We start from the raw sequence: 23,499 nt of genomic DNA, 5'->3' as shown, positions 1-23,499 counted from the left end.
TAAATTTCGGTAAAAAGCAAAGGGTTATACTATATATATAGTAATTATATACATATATTTAAACTTGAATTACTAACCGAAATTGTTTGACATGAGAAACAAGTTACAAAAACCTGTAGCAACTAAATCCTTCTTTTCTACTAGAGAGATTAGTAAAAATAGAAGTTTTATTTTTGCATTTACGCTATCATTATTTTTATTAATTTCTGGAAAAAGTTTTGCGCAATTGAGCGAATCTTTCGACACGGGCATTCCAAGTACATGGACGCTATTTGGAAATGGAGTAGGTGCCTCTGATTGGGGTGCAACTGCAGATGGTTATTTAGGAACAAATGGAATATCCATAAATCCGAGTGCAGATAATATTGGTGATCAAAATACGGCACAATATCTTTTAGTAACTCCGCAAATTGCAGTTCCAGAAAATGGTGAAATTCAGTTTTATACAAAACAAGCAAATGAAATAGATAATGGTGCTGAGTACCAAATTCGTATTTCAACTGCAGCTCAGCCAGATATTAATGGCTTCAATATTGTAATTCAATCTTATACAGAATCTACTTTAAATGTAGGTTTGCAAACAGAGTATGAGAAGAAAATTGTAGAAATACCTACTTCCATTCCTGCAGGATTAAATGTATACATTGCATTTGTTGCAGTAAATACGCAAAATGGTGCAAGTCCAACTGGAGATGAATGGTTTGTAGATGAGGTTTCTATTTTAGAAGGTTGTATAGAAATTGAAGACGACTCAGTAGTTGTTGAAGGGATTACAGTAGATTCTGCAGAAGTGACATGGTCACATCCTACAGCAACTAACTTTGAAATTCAAATATTACCTACTGGTGGTATTCCAGCAGATAGCGGAATTCCTGTAACAGGAACAAGCTATACCCTAATGAATCTTGATGCTTATACCGAGTTTGATATTTATCTTTCGGCAATTTGTGATAATGATACACAAAGTGCTTTTACAGGACCTTATACTTTTGAAACATTAAAATATGGTCTTTCTTGTGAGGAGCCTATTGTAGTTCCAGATGTTTCTACAACGCCTTTCATAATAGCAGATAATTTAGCCAATTGGGCAAATCCAAATGTAGAATATGACAATCAAGGTGCCAATTGCATACCTGGGAATAGTATATATAACTATTTAAGTGGGGATAAGGTATTCTTAACCTATACACCAACGCAAGATGGATTAGTAACGCTAACCCAAACTACTTTTGATGGTGGTAATGAATCGAACAACTGTTATAACCCGCAAAGTTCTCTTCTTGTTTATGAAAGTTGTGCCGATGTAGGTGTTAACTGTATTGCAGGAGCAAACACCGTAAATGGTTTCGAACCAAAATCTATAGACAACTTATTTGTAGAAGCTGGACAAACTTACGTTATTGTTGTATCCTCGTTTTTTGGATCCGGAGCAGGAATCTGTTTTGAATTAGAAATTTCAGGACCAACATGTGCTCCTCCAGCAGATTTTGTCTATAATAATTTAACCGAAAATAGTGTTAGCTTTTCTTGGGATAATGTAGGAGGATTTTCAGACTCTTGGGAATATGTTGTTGTTCCTACAGGTTCTGGAGAACCAACAGGTTCTGGAATTGCTACCAATACCAATATTGGAAATGTTATTAATACTGGTCTTGTAACTGCAACCACGTACGATTTATACGCAAGATCTGTATGTAATGGTGTAGCTGGAGACTGGAGTAATCCATCTACGTTTACTACACAATGTACCTCTTTTGATACACCATATTTTACAGATTTTACGGATGCTACAAACGAAAATCCAGAAGCCTGTTGGACAACCATTAATGCCAATGGAGATAACCGAACTTGGGGTTTTATTGGTGGATGGGCAACTCTACAAACACAAGACGCACAATATGAAAATAATGATTTTTATGTGTCACCTCGTATAAATTTTGATGGAACACCAAAACGTGTTCGTTATCAAGAAAGAGCTACACAAGGTGCTTCAACATATACCTTAAAATTATCTACAACAGGAGTTGGTGTAGATGATTTTACTACTATCCTTTTACCAGCAACAACTATAAGTAATACTGTTTTTCAAGAAAAAATTGTAGATATCCCTGAAGATATTGTTGGAGAAGTAAACATTGCATGGATTGTAGAACCTAATACTACAGAGACCGCACTAAGATATACTATTGATGATGTTTATATTGAAGACAAGCCTTCTTGTCCAGATCCTTTAAACCCTTTTGTTTTACAAATTACCGACAGTTCTGCTTGGTTATTTTGGACAGCTGGAGACGAGGAAACAGAATGGGAAGTTTCTGTTCAAGACCTAGACTCAGGTGTACCAACAGCACCCGGTGTAAATACTACTAGCCGTTTTCCTTATATTGTAAATGGTTTAGATTCTGGACATAGATATGAATATTATGTAAGAGCAGCTTGTGATACAGATGATTTTAGTGAATGGGTTGGGCCTGTTCCTTTTACCACGCTGTGTACATCTTATGACACACCATTTTATGAAAGTTTTAATGATGATGATTATGACACCAAAAAGTTTTGTTGGAAAGTAACAGATGCTAATAATGATGGTACAACATGGAATATTATTGAAACTTATGCCACTTTACAAACATCTATATTTACTCCTGCAAGTGGTTTTGATGATTACTTAATCTCTCCAGCTATTAATTTAGATGGTACTCCAAAAGCATTAACTTTTGATGCTAGAGCAGATTTTTCTTTGTTCGCAACAGCTACACGTTTTGGGTTAGAAGTTTTAATGTCTACCACAAACACAAGTCCGGGTAGTTTCTCAGTAATTTCTCCATTAGAAATACTTACTAATGGTGCATTCGAAGAAAAAACAATTATAGTAGAAGGTACGGGAACTGTTTATTTTGCTTTTAGAACACCTCCTGAATTTACCGGAACTTGGTCATCTTTAAGTATTGATAACGTTCGCGTTACCGATGCTCCTACTTGTCCAAATCCAACAGATTTAACAGTAAATACAACAACGGCAACTACAGCAGATTTATCTTGGTCTCCAGGATTTGAAGAAATAGCATGGAATATAGTTGTGCAAGCAGAAGGATCTGGAATACCTACTACTACAGGCACACCTGTTACTAGTACAGTTTATAACGCAACAGGATTAACTTCAGATACAGACTATGAGTTTTATGTAATGTCAGACTGTGAAACTGGAGAGAGCGAATGGATTGGACCTATGGTTTTTAGAACTTTATGTACCTCTTTTACAAGTCCGTTTGTTGAAACCTTTAATTCAGATTCTACTTCAGAAAGCTGTTGGCAAACCGTTAATAATAATGGAGATTATTATTTTTGGGAATTTAACAGCGCAACATTCCCTTATGAAGGAGATGAAGCAGCTGCTATTTTAACTACAACTAATGGTAACAGTGATGACTGGTTGATTTCTCCAATGATTACAATTACCGAAAATCAACGTATACGATTCTATTATAGAGCAAATTCACAATACTATATTGAAGATTTAGAAGTCCTACTTTCAACTAATGGTACTGGTTTAGATCAGTTTACAACGGTATTATATGATTCTGGTGATGACCCTGTAATAATTAATAACGAGGAATATAGAGAAAAAATAATCAACTTCCCTGCTGGAATTAGCGGAGATATTAATATCGCTTTTCACGTACCTTATTTCACACCTTGTGGTTGTGGGTACCGTGGTTATGGTCTTTTTGTTGATAATGTAAATATTGAAGATGTTCCAACTTGTGCAGAACCAACTAACATCACTTTCAATAACATTACAGATACGCAAGCCCAAGTTACTTGGGATGCAAATGGATCGGAAACTGCTTGGGAAATTTCAGCACAACCTGCAGGATCACCTGCTCCAGTTGGAGATACAGATCCAAGTTACTTATACAGTGCAACATCAAATCCTTTTACATTAACAGGACTTACAGCTTCTACGGAATATGATATCTACGTAAGAGCAATCTGTGATAGTTCTGAAAGTACATGGTCAGGTCCTAAAGAATTATTAACTCGTTGTAGTTTTGAAAATCTATGTCAATATACATTTGTACTTACAAGTGGTTATGATATTTCAGCATCTCTGGAAATTACTCAAAACAATCAAGTAACACAATCCTTACCATTTAATGGGGAAACAGCAGAAGAGTTTCCAGTGTTTTTATGTTCTGGAGTAGAGTTCTCGATTTACTTTGCTACTTTAGGGAGTGCACAATCTCAATATGATGATTACCAGTTTGATATTATAAATAATGAAGGCGTTACTGTTTATTCAAGTCCAACAGGTATCCCATTAAGAAGAGTTGTATATGAAGGTACCGCAATTTGCGGAGCCATTTCATGTCCACAACCAACAGATTTAACCATCAGTGAAACATCTGTTTTCTCATGGACTCCAGGAGGATCTGAGACACAATGGGAAGTGGCTGTTCAACCTTATGAAAATGGAACTCTACCGCAGTCTGGAACTATAGTTTCAACAAACGCTTATACGCCAACAGCTTCCGATTTTAATGATGCTAATGTGATTACTTATGAATACTTTGTAAGAGCTGTTTGTGCTACAGGTGACGAAAGCTATTGGTCAGGACCATTTAATTTTGTTAGAAATGATGATGTTTCCAATGCCATTCCTCTTTCCATTAGTGCTAATGATTCCTGTGATATGGCTGCAAAAAGTGTGTCCTTTATTGGTGCAACGGTTTCTTCAGAAAACATGACATGTGAGGGTCCAAATACTGGAGATATCTGGTTCGACTTTACTGCAGAATCCTTAGTGCATATTATAGAAGTAAACGGTTTTACTGGTGAATTTTGGTTGAGTAGTGGTGACGTGCCTTACCCAGACATTACCATGACACTTTATAAAGATAATGCTGGTAGCTTAGAAGAAATTTCTTGTACTTATGACAAAATAATGGTTACTATGTATTCTTCTGAATTAGTAGTAGGAGAAAATTATAAATTAAGACTATCCCTAAAGAACAATGAAGCTAAAACACGTCTATTTAATGTTTGTTTAAGAACACCAATAGATTCTTGTGAGGTAGAAACCGTTAATGGTGATTTTGAAGATTCTAACCTAGGTTATCTAAGTGGAATTACTTCCATTGCAACCATACAAGTGGTTCCAGGATGGCGTACAAATTTAACGTCATGGGATGGTGGAGCTATTTTTCTATGGGAAGGATTAGTAGCACCTGGATTTGAACCATATGATGGTAGCCAATGTGTGCAACTACTTTCAGATATGCCTAACGATCCAGATCTTAAAGGATACTACAGAGATTTTGATACTTCTGAAATTACTCTTTATGATTTTAGTTATGCACATCTTGGAAGAGCAAATAATAATACCATTCAGGTTTATGCAGGACCTCCTGGTGGACCATTTACAATGATTAATGAAAATACTGCTGTAGTTCAAGCTTGGACTGTGGTAGCTGGGGAGTATCAGGTGCCGGAAGGTCAGAGTACTACCAGATTCTTTTTCAAAGTGGCAGGAAATAATGTCAATGGAAATATTATTGACGCGGTGAAATTCATTCCTAATAATGAAATAATAACACCAGCATCTGAAGTAGATTGTACAAATCCAATCATAGCAGTTGAAGCTAATGGTGCAGGAAGTTGGATTCCAGACGCTAATAATCCTGGAGAAGTAGTAATTGAAGATGCTAATAGTAACAACACAAATATTTCAGGATTCTTACAACCTGGTGTTTATACTTTTACTTGGAAAACAAGATATTGTGAAAATACTATTGCTTTTACCTATAATGGTATCTCAGAAGTGCCAACGGTAGAAACTCCTTTAGAATATTGTTTAAACGCAACAGCACAACCATTAACGGCTACAGCAACAGGTAGCTATGCCTTAGTTTGGTATACGCAAGCGGTAGGCGGAACAGGTAGTAATACTGCACCAACTCCAGACACGTCTGTTTTTGGTGACACATCTTACTTTGTAGCCAATGTAGATACCAATGGTTGCGAAAGTCCACGTTCTGAAATAATAGTAACAGTAAATGATGCTATTACTCCAGAAATTACATTTAGTTATGATACAACATGTATTGTAGCTGCAGATAATCCTACGCCAACATTAATTACAGATTTTGCAACTGGCGGAGTATTTTCATCAGCTACTTTAACTGTAGACGCAGTTTCAGGAGAAGTAGATATGACTTCAGCTACAGCTGGCGCACATGATATAGTGTATACCTATAGTGGAGATACTGAAAACTGTACATTGTCGGATACCTTTACTGCTAGTATAGAATTTACAACAGCAATTGTTCCAGTTACTAATTTCGATTATGGTACCAATTCATTCTGTTTATTATCAGGAACAACGGTATTACCTAATCTAGATGCTGGATTTACAACTGGTGGTGTATTTAGTTCTGCTACATTAACTGTAGATGCCGCAACAGGAGAAATAGACTTAACTTCTGGAGCCGTGAACACACATGATGTAGTTTATACTATAGTTGCAGATCCTACAAATTGTATAGAAGGAAGTGTATTCACAACAAGTATTGAAATTGTGGAAACCATAGTTCCGGTAACCGCGTTTACTTATGCAGAAGATTTTTATTGTATAAATACTGGAGTTATATTACCAGTTCTTGAAACCGGTTTCACAACAGGTGGCACATTTAGTGCAGGAACGGGATTAAGCATAAATGCAACCACTGGAGAAATAACCACTGCAACAAGTACTGCAGGAGCGTATACAATAACATATACAATCTTGGAAGATTTAACTACTTGTTTAGAAGCTAGTGTAAGTACTTTTACTATGACTATTGGAGAAACAGTAACTCCAATTACTATGTTTGATTACGGTACAGCTGCATTCTGTTTATTGTCTGGCAATGCAACTTTACCTAATCTAGCAACAGGATTTACAACTGGTGGTGTTTTTAGTTCTAGTATGCTTACGGTAAACGCAGCTACTGGAGAAGTAGATTTAACTGTAGCAACTGCTGGAACTCATGATGTGGTTTATACCTATGATGCAGATCCAACCAATTGTACCGAAGCTGGAATGTATACCACTTCTATTGAAATTATTCAAGAGACAAGTACTATTTCAGAATTTACTTATACCGAAGATCTTTACTGTGAAGACAGCACAAACATCTTCCCAGAATTAGCTACTGGTTTCACAACTGGAGGTACATTTAGTGCAGAAGCTGGATTATCTATTAATGCTTCTACAGGAGAAATTAATATTGCAACAAGTACTATTGGTAATTACACCATTGTATATGAAATTATCGAAAATCTTACTAGCTGTATCGAAGGTAGTACAAGCACATTCGATATTACTATTTTAGATGCTATTGAAGTTTCTATTGCTGGAGAATGTAACAATAATGAGTATGTATTAACAGCATCACCTGTTGGAAATTCTTTTGATGCTAATGAGGTAACTTTTACTTGGATGGATGCCAATGGAAATGAAGTAGGTACAGATTCAGAAACATTTAATGTTACAGCATATGCAAACCAAAATCAAAATGTTACCGTACCTGCGCAATTTACGGTAAGTATAGCATATGGTAGCTGTTCTACAATGACATCATTTACCACAGATAAATTATCGTGTGGAACTATTCCTAAAGGAATTTCTCCTGACGGAAATGGTAAAAATGACACTTTCGACTTAACTGGTTTTGGAGTGACAAATATGATCATATTTAATAGATACGGAAAAGAGGTATACAGTTTCAGCGGTAACTATTCTAACCAATGGAACGGGAAATCAAATAAAGGAAAAGAATTACCAGATGGTACTTATTTCTATAATATTCAGAAAGAAGATGGAAGCTCTGCAACTGGATGGGTTTATATTAATAGAGCACACTAATTGTAAATAATTTAAAATACAAATGAAAAAAATATATTTAGCAATAGTCTTTGTACTTGGGGTTTTTATCAGTGCAAATGCGCAGCAAGACCCGCAGTACACACAGTACATGTATAATATGAACGTGGTAAATCCAGCATATGCAGGATCTAAAGAAAACTTAGCCTTCGGTTTGTTATACCGTTCGCAATGGGTTGGTGTAGAAGATGCTCCAAAAACGGCAACCTTTTCGGTGCATAGCCCTGTTGGAAAAAACGTAGGTTTAGGTTTGTCGGTTATTTCAGATCAAATTGGACCTGTCGAAGAAAATAACGTGTATGCAGATGTTTCGTATACTCTTAATTTAAACAAATCTCATAAATTAGCCTTTGGTATAAAAGGAGGTGCAACTTTTCAGAAAATAGGATTGTTTAGCGAAGTTGGTAACGGGTATGTTCCAGATGCTAGTGATGAAGCTTTTGGTCAAGATGCCAGCAACACACATTTAAATTTAGGAGCAGGACTATTTTACTATACAGATCGTTATTATGTGTCTTTGGCAGTGCCAAATATGTTAAAAAACACCTATCTGGATGTTACAAATAATGGACAAGAATATCAATATGGTTCAGATGTGATGCATTATTTTCTTTCTGCTGGTTATGTTTTTAATCTTTCAGAAAACACTAAATTTAAACCATCTTTCTTGTTAAAATCAGCATTTGATGCACCAACCTCTTTAGATGTTTCTGCTAATGTGTTGTTTTTTGAAAAACTAGAACTAGGTGCAACGTATCGTTTAGAAGATGCAATAGGAGCAATGGTGAATTTTGCAATTACTCCAGAATTAAGAATAGGTTATGCTTATGATTATACCACATCAGAGTTAGATGTTGTCACCTCGGGTTCGCATGAGATTATGCTGTTATTCGATTTAAATTTTCCTAAAAAAATATCTATTTCACCTAGATTTTTCTAATAATAAAACAGTTAAAAATGAAAAATATACTTAGTCTTTTTTGCTTCTGTTTACTAGTAACAGTAAGCTACGGACAAAACAAACATTCAGAAAAAGCAGATAAACTTTTTAATACGTATCAATATGTAGATGCTATTGATGCATACCTTGAGGTGGTAAATGATAAAAAAGCAGATAGTTATGTTTACAAACAATTAGCAGATAGCTATTATAACGTTTTTAATATTAACGAAGCTTCAAAATGGTATGCAAAAGCATTAGATTCTAAACAAGATGCAGAAACGTATTACCGTTATTCACAAGTGTTAAAATCACAAGGACATTACGAAGCAGCAAATACTCAAATGGATATTTTTGCAAAAATGTTACCAGAAGATTTACGTGCTAAAGAACATTTAATGAACCCTAATTACATTCCAAGACTTGCAGACGAATCTAAGTTTTTTGATGTAGAAAGTACCATCATTAATGATAATGAGCAAAGTGATTTTGGAGCTGTTTTATCTAATGACAATATCCTGTATTTTGTGAGTACTAGAGATAATGGGAAAAAGGAAGACAATTGGACAAATAAACCATATTTAGATATCTATAAAACCACAAGAAATGTAGATGGAACCTTTACAGATCCTGAAGCAGTTAAAAGTTTAAATACGCCTTATCATGATGGACCAATCACTTTAAGTGAAGATGGAAAAACAATGATTTTTTCTAGAGATGGACATAGCGAAGGGATTTATAAAAAAATGGATAAAAAGCAAATTAAACTATCACAACAAGGGTTGTATAAAGCAACTCTAATTGATGGGAAATGGAAAAATATAGTTGCGCTACCATTTAATAGTAAAGAGTATTCTGTTAGTCATCCTAGTTTAAGTAGCGACGGAAAAACACTCTATTTTGCATCGAATATGCCAGGAGGAATTGGAGATACTGATATTTGGAAAGTATCCGTAAATAAAGATACCTATGGTACTCCAGAAAATTTAGGAAAGTTAGTAAACACTGCAGATAAAGAAGGTTTTCCTTTTATTAGTGATAATAATATTCTTTATTTTTCTTCCAGAGGGAAGCAAGGATTTGGAGGGTTTGATATTTTTAAAGTAGATCTTAATAAAAAAGAAGAGGCTACAAACTTGGGAAAGGGGATAAATACTAAAAGTGATGATTTTTCTTTTAGTATTAATACCGTTAAAAAATCAGGGTTCTTTTCATCTAATAGATCGGGAGTAGATAATATTTATTTAGCAATTCCTATTTGCCAATACCAAGTAATAACGTTGGTTGAAGATGCAGAAACAAAACAATTTATTGCAAATGCGAATGTTTCTATTTTAGATGCAAAAAATAATATTATTGCAACGCAAGTAACTAAAGAAGGTAAAACAAGCTTTAATGTAAACTGTGCATCTAATTACACCATTAATGTAGAAAAAGAAGGTTATGAAAGCCTAACTATTCCTGTTAATCGTGAAGATCAAGATCAAATTGTCGTAAATGCTTCCTTAAACCCAATTGTGAAGGATGCTATGCAAGAAATGATTACAGATAAAGAAGTAATTCTGAATAACGTTTACTTTGAGTTTAATAAAAGTAATATCACCTATCAAGGTGCTACAGAATTAGACAAACTAGTAACAATTTTAAATGCGTATCCAGAAATGGAAATCTTAGTGCGTTCGCATACAGATACCAAAGGTGCAGCAGCATATAACTTGAAATTATCCGAAAGAAGAGCGCAAGCAACCATACAATATGTGATTTCTAAAGGAATTAGTAAAACTAGGTTGTCTGCATTAGGTTTAGGAAGTAAAGAACCTAAAATAGATTGTAAGTCTAACTGTACAGATGCAGAAGACGCTCAAAATAGACGCTCAGAGTTTTTGATAGTAAAAAAGTAACTTTTAATTAACTTTATATAGTTAATTGTTAGTATTAAAATATTAAGCATTATTTAAAAATTAAACGGTAATTTTTACTGTTTAATTTTTAGATAATAATGAAGAAAAGATAGCAATGAAAAAGGTTTTAATTTTTGGGTTATTAGTTCTCTTGGTTTCGCTAGTTCAAGCACAAGAACCGAATGATTGTGTGAATGCCATTACCGTTTGTGGTAATGGGAATTTCTCATCGAATGCAACAGGTATTGGAAACACACAAGAAGTTTCTGGTTGTGGTGGTTCTGAGCATAATTCTTTATGGCTAGAAGTAAATATAGTGCAAGCGGGAACATTAGGGTTTAATTTAATTCCGGATGATCCAGATATTTTGGTCGATTATGATTTTTGGGTATACGGTCCAGATCGTCTTTGCTCCAATTTAGGAAGCCCAATTCGTTGTGCAACAACAAATCCAAACGCAGCAGGTCTACCAAATAATCACACAGGAATAGATGGTAGCACAACCCTAACCCAAACAGGTCCGGATGCTAGTGGAAATGGCTTTGTGTATTGGTTATCTGTACTTCCTGGTCAAACGTACTATTTAGTAATTGATAGACCTCATGGAGAAGGTGGTTTTGAAATAGAATGGACAGGAACAGCCATGAATGGTACTGGAGCTTTTCCAACGCCTCCAGATGCAAACCCCATTGATGATATTATTTCTTGTAGTGTAACTCCAGATATTTCTATCTTTAGTTTATTTGGATTAGATAGCAGTATCAGTAATGATTTAGCAAATGAAACGGTGCAGTATTACGCTAGCTTAGCAGATGCTACGGATGGTATAAATGCACTTCCAGGTATTTACGCAAACACATCTAATCCGCAAACTATTTATGCTAAAGTTTTATCTGGTGTAACCGATTGCTACAGTTTAATAGATTTTGATTTAATAGTTTCTCCTATTCCTGATGCTGTGGTTTCTGCTTCAGATACAGCAATCTGTGATGGTGAAAATGTGACCTTTACTTTTTCTGGAACACCAAATACCGTTGTGTATTACAATATTAATAGTGCTGCAACGCAATCCATTGTTTTAGATAATGCAGGAGTCGCAACTTTAGCCCAAACACCTAGTGTAAATACAACCATAACTCTAGAAAATGTTCAAGTTGTAAATGGATCTGGTACTGTGATATGTTCACAAATATTAGTAGATAGTGAAACGGTAACCGTAAGTCCTAACCTTACACCAACATTTACGCAAGTAGCACCAATTTGTAGTGGGGAAACATTAGCTGCTTTACCAACCACATCTAACAATAGTGTTGCAGGTACTTGGAGTCCAGCAATAGATAACACAACAACTACAACCTATACGTTTACTCCAGATGCAGGACAGTGTGCTGTTTCTGTAACCATGACTATTACTGTAAACTCAGTTGTTACACCAACATTTACACAAGTAGCACCAATATGTAGTGGTGAGGCCTTGGCTGCTTTACCAACGACATCTACCAATAGTGTAACAGGAAGTTGGAGTCCCGTACTAGATAATACTACAACTACAACTTATACGTTTACTCCAGATGCCGGACAATGCGGAGTTGTAGAAACAATGACTATTACCGTAAACCCAACAGTTACACCAACATTCACTCAAGTAGCACCAATATGTAGTGGCGAAACATTAAGCGCCTTACCAACTACATCTAACAACGGTGTAACTGGTAGTTGGAGTCCAGGAGTAGAGAATACAGCAACTACAACCTATACGTTTAGTCCAGATGCAGGGCAATGTGGAATTACGGAAACAATGACAATTACGGTAAACCCGAATGTTACACCAACCTTTACGCAAGTAGCACCAATTTGCAGTGGCGAAACCTTAGCCGCTTTACCAACTACTTCTAATAATAGTGTAACAGGATCTTGGAGTCCAGCAATAGATAACACAACAACAACTACCTACACGTTTACGCCAGATGCAGGAGTTTGTGCTAGTACAGAAACTATGGTAATAATAGTTAATCCTTCAGTTTCGCCAACATTTACACAGGCCGCACCAATTTGTAGTGGGGAAACATTAACTGCGTTACCAACGACCTCTAACAATAGTGTGACAGGAAGTTGGAGTCCAGCGCTAGATAATACAGCTACTACAACCTATACCTTTACTCCAGACGCAGGGCAATGTGCAGCTACAGAAACCATGACCATCACGGTAAACCCAATAGTTACACCAACATTCACACAAGTAGCACCAATTTGTAGTGGGGAAACATTAAACGCTTTACCAACTACATCTAATAATGGTATAACTGGAAGTTGGAGTCCAGTAATAGATAATACCACAACTACAGCCTACACCTTTACTCCAGATGCAGGACAATGTGCGGTTTCAGAAACCATGACTATAACCGTAAATCCTAATGTAACACCAACGTTTACGCAAGTGGCAGCCATTTGTAGTGGCGAAGCCTTAGCTGCTTTACCAACTACCTCTAATAATGGTGTATCCGGAACATGGAGTCCAGCAATAGATAATACAACAACAACCACCTACACGTTTACACCAGACGCAGGTGTTTGTGCTACTACGCAAACCATGGTAATAACGGTAAACCCATCGGTTTCGCCAACATTTACACAAGTAGCACCAATTTGTAGCGGTGACGCACTTGCAGCTTTACCAACTACCTCTAATAATAGTATAACAGGAAGTTGGAGTCCTGCTTTAGATAATACGGTAACGACAACTTACACGTTTACTCCAGATGCCGGACAATGTGCCGCAACGCAAACCATGACCATAACGGTAAATCCAAATATTACACCAACGTTTACGCAAATAGCAGCCATTTGTAGTGGTGACACACTTAATGCTTTGCCAACAACGTCGAATAATAGTATAACAGGAACTTGGAGTCCTGCAGTAGATAATACCGCAACAACCACGTATACGTTTACTCCTGCAGCTGGAGAATGTGCTACTAGCCAAACCATGACCATAACGGTAAACCCTAATGTAACACCAACATTTACACAAGAAGCTGCAATATGTAGTGGTGAAACTTTAAACGCTTTACCAACCACATCCAATAATGGTATTACTGGAACTTGGAGTCCTGCAATAAACAATACAGCAACTACAACCTATACCTTTACACCTAATGCTGGAGAATGTGCTACCACACAAACCATGACCATAATAGTAAATCCAATCTTAAAACCTGTGATTTCTTCAGTAGATGGATTGAATACACTTTGTGCAGATTATGTTAGTGGAGTTGTGCAAAATGCAATTACTTTAATTAGCGATTTACAAAATCCTAATTATAATTATACATGGTATTTAAATGATGTGGAAATTGTAGGAGCAAATCAAAGTACCTATACGGTAGATACTGCAGCCCCTGGATTGTATACCTTATCTATTGAAGAAATTTTACCGACAGCCAATTGTACTTCAGAAATTAGTGAAGATTTTGAAATTATTCAATCTGGACAAGCAGTATTTGTGAGTGTTTCACAAACGGGATCTTTTGAGCCTAATCCAACAATAACGATTACTGTAGAAGGTTATGGGGATTATTGGTTTCAATTAGATGATGGACCTATTTTAGATAATGGAGGTGTTTTTACCAATGTAAGCAGTGGTATACATACGGTGTATGTGCACGATAGAACAACTGGTACACCATCTTGCGATTTTATTACTATAGATAATATTAGTATTATAGATTATCCTAAAATGTTTACACCAAACAACGATGGCTATAATGATACTTGGAATGTTTTTGCGGTAAGTAATCAGCCTAATACTCTAGTTAGTATTTATGATAGATATGGAAAATTATTAAAACAATTACATCCGAATGCTCCAGGGTGGGATGGCACTTTTAATGGTTCCGATTTACCTTCCAGTGATTATTGGTTTGTATTAACTTATGAAGAAGGCGGAGAACAAAAACAGTTTCAGTCACATTTTACTTTAAAAAGATAAGTATTGAAAATAAAAAATCCTGAACAGTTTTGTTCAGGATTTTTTATTGGGAATATAATTTAGATTATTGGTTTAATAACTTCACAACATCCTTAGCAACCCTTCGACTACGCTCAGGATAATAAAAATTCGTTTCGTTTATAGATTTTCTAATCATTTAAAATTTTCACAACATCCTTAGCAAAGTAGCTAGCAATGATATCTGCTCCAGCACGTTTAATGGCTGTTATTTGCTCCATCATAACCGCATCATGGTCTAACCAACCTTTTTCTGCAGCTGCTTTAAGCATCGCATATTCTCCAGAAACTTGGTATACGGCAACAGGAACATCCACTTCATTTTTAATTTCACGGACAATATCCAAATAGCATAAACCTGGTTTTACCATCACGATATCTGCGCCTTCATCAATATCCATTTCGGTTTCACGAATTGCTTCAAAACGATTTGCATAATCCATTTGATACGATTTTTTGTCCTTCGGAATATCTTGTGCATCTACAGGAGCAGAGTCTAAAGCATCGCGAAAAGGACCATAAAAAGCAGAAGCATATTTAGCAGAATAACTCATGATTCCGGCATCTGCATAGCCTTCATCTTCAAAGGCTTCACGGATAGATAAAATACGACCATCCATCATATCGCTTGGTGCCACAAAATCGGCTCCAGCTTCTATATGAGAAACACTCATTTCTGTTAATACGTCTACACTTTCATCGTTAATAACTTTACCATCTTCAATAATACCATCGTGACCATAAATAGAATATGGATCTAGTGCTACATCTGTCATTACTAACATCTGCGGACAAGCATTCTTAACCGTTTTTATAGCGCGTTGCATTAATCCGTTAGGATTTACTGCTTCCGTACCTTTATTGTCTTTTAAAATGTCTGGTACTTTTACAAATAGTAACACCGATTTTAAACCTAGTTTCCAAAGCTCTTTTACTTCAGCTTGTAGTAAATCTAAACTGTAACGATAGTAATTTGGCATCGATGCAATTTCTTCCTTAATACCTTTTCCTTCCACTACAAAAAGTGGTACTAAAAAATCGTTTGGTGAAATAATGGTTTCTCTAACTAAGCTTCTAATCGCTTCGTTGGTTCTTAATCTTCTATTTCTTTTAATTGGATACATATTATATTAGTTTTTGGCATAACCTAAGTAATACCATTTGTTATTTTCTTTTATAAAAGCAGATTTTTCATGAATTACATCTACTTTGCTGTTTTCATAAAAATAGGCGTTAAAGGTTACTGTACCTTCTTTATCCTTTTCTAAACCTTTGGTAGTTTCTTCTATTTCTAGTTTTATCCACTCTACAGATTTTGCCCATTTTACAATCGCTTTTTTTTCGGATGTTGGTCTTGTAGAGCTATGATGCGTTCCCATTAAGTAATCGCCATTTGCTAATACAAAAGCACTATATCTAGAACGCATGAGTTGTTGTGCTGTTTCTGTTTTTCCATTATTTAAATGAAAGACTTCACAGCAGGATTTGTAAGTTTTGTTATTTCCGCAGTAGCAATTCATTTTAAGCCCAATCTATAGGGTTTTGTAAAACTTCAATTAAACGTTCTTCTTCACTACCAGCTTCTGGATGATGGTCATAAACCCATTGCACATGTGGCGGAAGACTCATTAAAATACTTTCAATTCTTCCGTTTGTTTTTAATCCGAAAAGCGTTCCCTTATCATGCACTAAATTGAATTCTACATAACGACCACGACGAATTTCTTGCCAATCGCGTTGTGCTTTGGTATAGTCTAAATCTTTTCTTTTTTCCGCAATAGGAACATAGGCTTCTAGGAAACTATCCCCAACTTCGGTAACAAAATCATGCCAGTTTTGCATGCTCATTTCTTCGGAAGCTTTACAGTAATCGAAGAATAAACCGCCAATACCACGACCTTCATTTCGGTGTGCATTATAGAAATATTCGTCACAACGTGCTTTATATTTTGTATAAAATTCTGGATTGTGCTTGTCGCAAGCCGTTTTGCAAGTCTGATGAAAGTGTTTCGCATCCTCATCAAACAAGTAGTAAGGCGTTAGATCTTGTCCGCCACCAAACCATTGGTCTACAATATTTCCTTCTTTATCATACATTTCAAAATAACGCCAATTCGCGTGAACTGTGGGAACCATTGGGTTTTTAGGATGCAATACCAAGCTCAATCCGCAAGCAAAGAAATCGGCATCTTCTACACCAAAATATTTTTGCATAGAATCTGGTAATTTACCGTGAACCCCAGAAATATTAACGCCTCCTTTTTCAAAAACGTTTCCGTTTTCTATTACTCTGGTTCTTCCGCCACCACCTTCGGGACGTTCCCAGATGTCTTCTTGAAATGTTGCTTTACCATCCACTTTTTCTAGGCCAGCTGTAATAGTGTCTTGTAATTGATGTATGTATTTAAAAAATGTATCTTTCATAGACGACCTAGCAGGTCTAGAATCGTCATCGTCATGTTCCATATTAAGATCGTTGGAATTATTATTAGTATGTGTTTCCATAAAGTTATTTAAATCATTAAAAAGGGTAATGATATATGGTTTTTTGTGACTAATTAACGTCACATCTTTAGATAAAAATGATTTATAAGATGAAAACTCGTAAGTTTTAAAATCTTTAACAATATTATGGTTTTCAGGATTCTTATGAATATATAAAATGAGTTGCTTTAAATATTCTTCGTTATTAATTAGTTTCCTTTTAAAAGGTCTTTCCAACAAAGCTCCAGTTCTAGAGTTTTGCTTATTAAATGCTTTAGTATAAGCATTAAACAAATTTGAAAATGCTTGGTTAACAACTTTGGTTTCCGAAGTCACTTCAATGGCAAAATGAAAATGATTATTTAATAGGCAATAAGCCAAAATATTAACTTTTGGACTTAAATGTTTAGTTACTAATTTTAGAAAATAAGTCATGTTCTCTTCATCGTGAAAAATAGTTTCACTATTTATTCCTCGATTATAAACATGGTAGTAATTTTCTTTTTTTAGTAATTCCATTGTTTTTTATTATTATAAGTAATAGACCTGCTAGGTTTGTTGTGATTTAGACCTACAAGGTTTTTAAAACCTGCTAGGTCTGTATAATTCGTATAACTCCATGTCTAACGGACTTTCATTAGTTGGAGTGAATTCTTTCTCTAACGTTTTTTGCCAAACAAAGCCATTGTTTAAAGCCACGTTTACACTCGGTAAATTGTCTTTATGTGCAATGATTTGAAGTGTTTTTATGTCTAAATGATTAAAAGCGTATTCTGATAATAATTTTACCGCATTGGTAATTAGTTTTTTCCCTTTAAAAGGATAGCCAATGCAATAGGCAAATTCCCCTTGTTTTATGGTGTGATCTAGTTCTTTAATATAGATTATTCCTACTAATTCTCTAGTTTTAGAATGTTTTAAAGTGAATAGATATTCTTCTTTCTTCTCCAATTGCTTGACTTTCTTTTCTGTAAACAGTTTGGCTAAAGTTGGTGTTGCATTTTCGGCTAAAGTTCCAGGAAAATAGCGTTTAAACCGATCTTCATTTGCGACCATGAAATCACAAAGCTTCCAAGCGTCTCCGCTATGGATCGGATTAATTTCGAAATCATCAAATTGTAAAGTCATTAGTTTAAAGTTTCTGTTTCCGGTTTTAATAGTTGTACTGTACTTATGGAAGCGGCAGTAACACTAAGCGGTAAAACCAAAATTACACCAATTACTGGAATTAATAAAAAGAGCATAAAAACGATTCCGTTTCCTATAGCGATGCCTCGGTTTTTTCTAATAAACTGAATACTTTCTTTATAATTAAAATGTCTCTCTAACGTGTAGTCCATATTACCAAAACCTGCGTAATATGCTTGTAATAAAAACAATAAAACGGTGGAGAATATATTGACTACAGGAATAAACTTAAGTACTAATAGCGGAACGGTGAACAAAAGTTCTTTTCCTAGATTTCGAATATTGATACGAATTCCTCGCCATAACTGTTCTTTAAAAGAAGTTTTACGATGGGCGTGGTTTGCTATTCCTGTTAAGTGTGCTTCAATTTTCTCGGAAACCGGACTCATAAATGGCGCAGAAAGTGCCATGATAATGTGTTTGTAAACAATTAAACCAATGGCTAGAACGGTTATTCCACCAATAACGGTAGAAATAGAGGTGAAGGTTTCTTTTCCCCATTCCCAAAACCAAATTTTTGCAATGAAATTACCAACATTATCGGATAAGCCATAAGCGGTAATACCTATTATGGTTGCGGTTACTAAGCTGATAATTATTGGTATGAAAAAGAATTTCCAAAGTTTTAATTCAGAAATTAATGCGAAACTGTTTGCGTATGCTTTTAAGCCTTTTAGTATGTTTTTAACCATAGTCTTTATTCTTGAACCAATTTAACCGTAAAAGAGTCTATATAATTAGTTTCTTTTTCATCCATATTTCAATATAAAATAAAACCGTAACTAATGCTATGCTTTGATTTTCTATCTCATTTGATTAAAAAATAATCCAAATTAATAATACACTATTTTAAAATTAAATTGGTTTTAAAACCAAGCGTTGCGTTAGCGATTGAAGCATTTGTTGAAGCTCTTTTTTTGCTATTAAAAGCAAATAAAAAGCGACTGCGGAAAGCGCGACCTACTTTTTTATAACTATAAGTAGTAATTAGCAACTAGATGTTACTGAAAAAAGTAGGTAACGCCCAAATTATTTTATGCTTTATACTCTTTTACTGCATCAATAAAAGCTTTGGCATTTTCTAACGGAATGTTTGGTAAAATACCATGACCTAGATTTACAATGTACTTGTCTTTACCAAATTCGTTAATCATTTGGTGTACCATTTTCTTGATTTCTGCAGGAGGCGAAAATAAACGGGTTGGATCAAAATTACCTTGAAGCGTAATGTTTCCACCAGTTAAATAACGTGCGTTTCTTGCCGAGCATGTCCAGTCTACACCTAAAGCTGCAGCGCCAGATTTTGCCATTTCACCAAGAGCAAACCAACATCCTTTACCAAATGCGATCACTGGAGTTTCGTCTTTTAAAGCATCGATAATTTGTTGGATATATTGCCAAGAAAATTCTTGATAATCTACTGGAGAAAGCATGCCTCCCCAAGAATCGAATACTTGAACCGCATTAACACCTGCTTTTACTTTTTCTTTTAAGTAAGCGATGGTTGTGTCTGTAATTTTTTGTAATAATTGATGTGCAGCAACCGGATTGGTAAAGCAAAATTCTTTGGCTTTGTCAAAGTTTTTACTTCCTTGTCCTTGTACACAATAGCAAAGGATGGTCCATGGAGAACCTGCAAAACCAATTAATGGAATATCATCGTTTAGTTTTTCCTTAGTCATTTTGATGGCATCGTAAACGTAGCTTAAGCTTTCTTTTACGTCGGGAACGATTACCGTATCGACATCTTTTTGTGAGCGAATAGGGTTTGGTAAATATGGACCAAAGTTAGGTTTCATTTGTACCTCAATATTCATTGCTTGTGGAATCACTAAAATATCACAGAATAAAATGGCAGCATCCATTCCGAATCTACGAATGGGTTGTACTGTGATTTCACTTGCTAATTCTGGAGTTTGGCAACGTGTAAAGAAATCATACTTAGCCTTTATCTCCATGAATTCTGGAAGATAACGACCTGCTTGACGCATCATCCAAACTGGTGGACGTTCTACTATTTCTCCTTTTAATGCTCTTAAAAATAAATCGTTTTTTATACTCATATTTTTGTCATTCCTGCGAAAGCGGAAATATTTTTAATTCAACTTGATTTCAATGGTCATTGCGAAACAAATATGTTTACTTTGGCAATCTGTTATTGAAGAGATTACCACGTCACAGCGTTCCTCGTAATGACAGCTATTAAATATAGTGCTCGTTTACTAATTGGATCACACTTTCTACTGTGGGGACCTTAGCAATACGTATATCTTTAAAGTGTTTTTTAGCTTCTTGTGCTGTAGTTTCTCCAATACAAAAAGCAATCATGTTATCTGAAACATTATTTTCTTGCTTAAAACTTTGTACTGTAGATGGACTATAAAATAGAACTGCTTCTACAGTATCTGCTAGTTTTACAGCATCCAATTTGGTTTGGTATGCTTCAATTTCGTTTACCGTAATATTGTTTTCTTCTAAAATAGTAGGAAGTGCATCTAAACGTAAATCGCTACAGAAATAAGTAACTTCGGTTCCTTCTATATATTCAACTAAGTATTCGGCAAGCTTTTTAGCATTAGGTTCTGTATGCTTTACTTCACCAATACGTTTTTCTACTAAACGTTTTGTTCTACGTCCGACACAGTAAATGTTTTGGAATTGTAACTCGACAGCAGAAAAGTTTTGAAGTAATGCTTCAACTGCGTTTTTACTTGTAATCACCACATTTTGGATCGGATTTCTAACCACTTGTGGTTTTAATCTATTGGTGCTTATTTTTACAAAATCGGAACTTTCTACACCAAGATTTTCGTTTACTAATAAACGTTGGTCTTCGGTAAAGGATTTTGTAGAATATACGGTAGTTGGTTTGCTAGATTCTTGTATGGAATCCATTAAACGTTTTCCACCTTTTTCTATAACATAGTCTGCACACCATGCTGCCATATCATGATGTTCTCCTAATTTTTTTACACGTTGTACGGTTATTTTTTTACTTCCGTTAGGACTTAATAAAATACCATCAAAGTGTATTTCTTCTTCTTTTATGTAGCATAATGCACCAATTGGTGCAGAACATCCACCTTCTAAACGATTTAAAAACTCACGCTCAATTTGCGTACACGTTTGTGTTTCTTCGTCGTTAATTTCGTTTAAAATAGCTCTTGTTTCTTCATCTTCTTCCAACGCAACAACTACGATAGCTCCTTGTCCTGCTGCAGGAATCATCCATTCTAAATTTACAGCGGTTTCTGGGCGTAATTCTAAACGACCAATTCCTGCTGCTGCAAAAATGGCTGCATCAAAATGTTCTGTATCGTCTAGTTTTTGCAAACGCGTATTTACATTACCACGAATATCTTCGATAGTATGTGTTGGGTAACGGTTTAGCCATTGTGCTTTTCTACGTAAACTGCTTGTTGCAATTACGGCTTCACGTGCACCTAAAAACTCTTCTGTTGTTTTGTAAACCAAAGTATCACGTACGTTACCACGTTTTAAAACAGCGGCTTGTACAATGCCTTTTGGTAAAAGCGTTGGTACATCTTTTAAAGAGTGAACTGCAATATCTATATCACCATTTAGCATAGCGATATCTAGAGTTTTAGTAAAAATTCCAGTTATTCCTAATTCGTATAATGGTTTGTTTAGTTGTAAATCTCCTGTAGATTTTACAGGAACTAATACTACGTTGTGACCAAGGTGTTCTAATTGGCTTTTTACTATTTTTGCTTGGTATAGTGCAAGTTCGCTATCGCGAGTACCAATTCTAATTGTTTTAGACATTTGTTGAGGATGTTTCTAATTGAAACACTTTTTTTATTAGTTCTAGACTTTCGTCTGTAGATATAGCATCATCTTTTAAGTGATGCGCAAAATGATTTGTTATTTTTTGAATAATATTATTGCTAATTAATTCGGCTTGTTCTTCGTTAAAATTATTCATTTTTTTACGTTGCGTATCTAATTCTGCAACTTTAAAATCATTTAATTTTAGCTTTAAAGCTTTAATGGTTGGAGCAAACTTTCTAGTTTCTAACCAAGCATTAAATTCTGTCTTAACTTCTTCAATAATTATTTCTGCAAGTGGAATGTCTAGCTTGCGATTTTCTAAAGTGTCATCTGTTATTTTAGATAAATGATCGAGATGTACTAAAGTAATATTTTCTAATTCGTTTACGTTCTCGTTTACGTTTTTAGGTATCGATAAATCTAAAATTAGAAGTGGTTTTTTATTTTGTATAATATGTTTGTCAACCGTTGGCATTTGCGCACCAGTGGCAACAATTAAGATATCAGAAGTTTGAATTTCTTCTTGTAAATTGCTGTAATCCTTAACCACAAGGTTGAATTTTCCAGCAATAGCTTCCGCTTTATCTTTGGTTCTATTAATTAAAGTAATTTGTTCGTTTTGTGAATGTTTTACTAAGTTTTCGCAAGTGTTTCTACCAATTTTTCCTGTTCCGAAAAGCAGAATGTTTTTTTGCGAAATGTTTTCCACTTCATTTAAAATATACTGTACCGAAGCATAGGAAACAGAAGTTGCTCCTGTTGAAATGCTTGTTTCGGTTTTAATACGTTTACTTGCTTGAATAACCGCATTTACTAAACGTTCTGAAAAATGATTTAATAAACCTTCCTTTTTAGATTGGGAAGCAGCGTGTTTTAACTGACCAATAATTTCAAAATCTCCTAAAATCTGACTATCTAATCCAGAGCCAACACGAAACATGTGCGAAATAGCATCTTTGTTTTTTAAGACAAATGCTACTTTTTGAAATTCTTCGACAGTACCTTTTGTATTGTCACAAAGTAATTTTATAAGTTGAAAAGGATGTTGTGCGAATCCGTAAATTTCGGTTCGGTTACATGTAGATGTTACCACAAGGCTTTCAACACCTTCTTGTTTTGCTTGTTCTAGCAACTTTATTTTAGATTGTGCGTCTAAACTAAAATGTCCACGTATTTCGGCATCTGCTTTTTTGTAGCTTAGACCAATTGCGTAAAATGAATTGCCTTTAGAAATATTGTATTGCTCCATTACCTGATTTGGATG

12 protein-coding genes are annotated in these 23,499 nt (G+C 35.1%); 4 read left to right on the top strand and 8 right to left on the bottom strand.

Translation table 11 applies throughout. The features are described 5' to 3' along the window. Positions 1-91 precede the first annotated feature (91 nt). The 4 genes from AMD28_RS10325 to AMD28_RS10310 all read left to right on the top strand — a co-directional run bounded on the left by AMD28_RS10325 (position 92) and on the right by AMD28_RS10310 (position 14,753). Positions 92-7,906: a choice-of-anchor J domain-containing protein gene (locus AMD28_RS10325; RefSeq protein WP_055444037.1), complete on the top strand. Its 7,815-nt coding sequence runs from the start codon at positions 92-94 to the stop codon at positions 7,904-7,906. Between the two features lie 22 nt (positions 7,907-7,928). Continuing rightward, a complete protein-coding gene (locus AMD28_RS10320; protein ID WP_055444036.1) occupies positions 7,929-8,864 on the top strand; it encodes a PorP/SprF family type IX secretion system membrane protein in 936 nt (311 codons plus the stop codon). 17 nt (positions 8,865-8,881) lie between these two features. After that, positions 8,882-10,765, top strand: a complete 1,884-nt coding sequence (locus AMD28_RS10315) for an OmpA family protein (protein ID WP_055444035.1) — start codon at positions 8,882-8,884, stop codon at positions 10,763-10,765. Between the two features lie 115 nt (positions 10,766-10,880). Next, positions 10,881-14,753 (top strand): T9SS type B sorting domain-containing protein, encoded by a 3,873-nt coding sequence (locus AMD28_RS10310; protein WP_055444034.1) that lies wholly within the window; start codon positions 10,881-10,883, stop codon positions 14,751-14,753. Between the two features lie 149 nt (positions 14,754-14,902). Here the strand turns inward: AMD28_RS10310 and hemB are convergent, their stop codons facing one another. The 8 genes from hemB to hemA form a co-directional block, all read right to left on the bottom strand. Beyond that, on the bottom strand, positions 14,903-15,895 hold the full coding sequence (hemB, locus tag AMD28_RS10305) for a porphobilinogen synthase (protein ID WP_055444033.1): 993 nt from the start codon (positions 15,893-15,895) through the stop codon (positions 14,903-14,905). 6 nt (positions 15,896-15,901) lie between these two features. Further along, on the bottom strand, positions 15,902-16,291 hold the full coding sequence (locus AMD28_RS10300; protein WP_055444032.1) for a YchJ family protein: 390 nt from the start codon (positions 16,289-16,291) through the stop codon (positions 15,902-15,904). 1 nt (position 16,292) lies between these two features. Continuing rightward, positions 16,293-17,195: an oxygen-dependent coproporphyrinogen oxidase gene (hemF, locus tag AMD28_RS10295; RefSeq protein ID WP_055444365.1), complete on the bottom strand. Its 903-nt coding sequence runs from the start codon at positions 17,193-17,195 to the stop codon at positions 16,293-16,295. 642 nt (positions 17,196-17,837) lie between these two features. Beyond that, complete coding sequence (locus tag AMD28_RS10290) at positions 17,838-18,383, bottom strand: GNAT family N-acetyltransferase (RefSeq protein WP_055444031.1); 546 nt, start codon at positions 18,381-18,383, stop codon at positions 17,838-17,840. Further along, positions 18,383-19,135 carry an EI24 domain-containing protein gene (locus AMD28_RS10285; protein WP_055444030.1) on the bottom strand — a complete coding sequence of 251 codons (753 nt, stop codon included), beginning with the start codon at positions 19,133-19,135 and terminating at the stop codon, positions 18,383-18,385. The genes AMD28_RS10290 and AMD28_RS10285 overlap by 1 nt, the downstream gene beginning before the upstream one ends. A 342-nt stretch (positions 19,136-19,477) precedes the next feature. Beyond that, positions 19,478-20,506, bottom strand: a complete 1,029-nt coding sequence (gene hemE / locus AMD28_RS10280) for a uroporphyrinogen decarboxylase (protein ID WP_055444029.1) — start codon at positions 20,504-20,506, stop codon at positions 19,478-19,480. Between the two features lie 139 nt (positions 20,507-20,645). Continuing rightward, positions 20,646-22,229: a hydroxymethylbilane synthase gene (hemC, locus tag AMD28_RS10275; protein ID WP_055444028.1), complete on the bottom strand. Its 1,584-nt coding sequence runs from the start codon at positions 22,227-22,229 to the stop codon at positions 20,646-20,648. Further along, on the bottom strand, positions 22,222-23,484 hold the full coding sequence (hemA, locus tag AMD28_RS10270) for a glutamyl-tRNA reductase (RefSeq protein ID WP_055444027.1): 1,263 nt from the start codon (positions 23,482-23,484) through the stop codon (positions 22,222-22,224). The genes hemC and hemA overlap by 8 nt, the downstream gene beginning before the upstream one ends. Positions 23,485-23,499 lie beyond the last annotated feature (15 nt).

Origin of the sequence: Lacinutrix himadriensis, from assembly GCF_001418105.1 — a bacterium.
Taxonomy (GTDB): Bacteria; Bacteroidota; Bacteroidia; order Flavobacteriales; family Flavobacteriaceae; genus Oceanihabitans; species Oceanihabitans himadriense.
This window is presented reverse-complemented; position numbering and strand designations above follow the sequence as displayed.

What these genes read in the sequence shown, in the direction of transcription:
- AMD28_RS10315 (WP_055444035.1), top strand. Translation starts at nt 8,882, where the DNA reads ATGAAAAATATACTTAGTCTTTTTTGCTTCTGTTTACTAGTAACAGTA.
- hemE (WP_055444029.1), bottom strand. Translation starts at nt 20,506, where the DNA reads ATGAGTATAAAAAACGATTTATTTTTAAGAGCATTAAAAGGAGAAATA.
- hemC (WP_055444028.1), bottom strand. Translation starts at nt 22,229, where the DNA reads ATGTCTAAAACAATTAGAATTGGTACTCGCGATAGCGAACTTGCACTA.
- AMD28_RS10320 (WP_055444036.1), top strand. Translation starts at nt 7,929, where the DNA reads ATGAAAAAAATATATTTAGCAATAGTCTTTGTACTTGGGGTTTTTATC.
- hemA (WP_055444027.1), bottom strand. Translation starts at nt 23,484, where the DNA reads ATGGAGCAATACAATATTTCTAAAGGCAATTCATTTTACGCAATTGGT.
- hemB (WP_055444033.1), bottom strand. Translation starts at nt 15,895, where the DNA reads ATGTATCCAATTAAAAGAAATAGAAGATTAAGAACCAACGAAGCGATT.
- AMD28_RS10285 (WP_055444030.1), bottom strand. Translation starts at nt 19,135, where the DNA reads ATGGTTAAAAACATACTAAAAGGCTTAAAAGCATACGCAAACAGTTTC.
- hemF (WP_055444365.1), bottom strand. Translation starts at nt 17,195, where the DNA reads ATGAAAGATACATTTTTTAAATACATACATCAATTACAAGACACTATT.
- AMD28_RS10325 (WP_055444037.1), top strand. Translation starts at nt 92, where the DNA reads ATGAGAAACAAGTTACAAAAACCTGTAGCAACTAAATCCTTCTTTTCT.
- AMD28_RS10310 (WP_055444034.1), top strand. Translation starts at nt 10,881, where the DNA reads ATGAAAAAGGTTTTAATTTTTGGGTTATTAGTTCTCTTGGTTTCGCTA.
- AMD28_RS10300 (WP_055444032.1), bottom strand. Translation starts at nt 16,291, where the DNA reads ATGAATTGCTACTGCGGAAATAACAAAACTTACAAATCCTGCTGTGAA.
- AMD28_RS10290 (WP_055444031.1), bottom strand. Translation starts at nt 18,383, where the DNA reads ATGACTTTACAATTTGATGATTTCGAAATTAATCCGATCCATAGCGGA.